We start from the raw sequence: 207 nt of genomic DNA on the forward strand, positions 1-207 counted from the left end.
GTAGGGGTAAGCGGCACCTTTGGTACGGTATCGTCGTTGATAACCTCATTGATCTGGAAGTCAAAGGGATTCTTGCGGAGGCAATCGTCCTGTACGGCCATATAAAAGATGGCTTTTAAGGAACGCTTGCTGTTGCAGATGGTGTTGTAGGCAACGCCCTTTTCCTGCATACGCAAGGCCCATTCTTTTGCGTCGGACAGCTTCACG

1 protein-coding gene is annotated in these 207 nt (G+C 50.2%); it reads right to left on the bottom strand.

The window, feature by feature from the left end; genetic code table 11:
* The coding region (locus ABFY71_RS19280; protein ID WP_431021565.1) for a hypothetical protein at positions 1-207 on the bottom strand (207 nt) is incomplete at both ends.

Source organism: Devosia alba (assembly GCF_039938915.1).
Classification (GTDB): Bacteria; Pseudomonadota; Alphaproteobacteria; order Rhizobiales; family Devosiaceae; genus Devosia; species Devosia alba.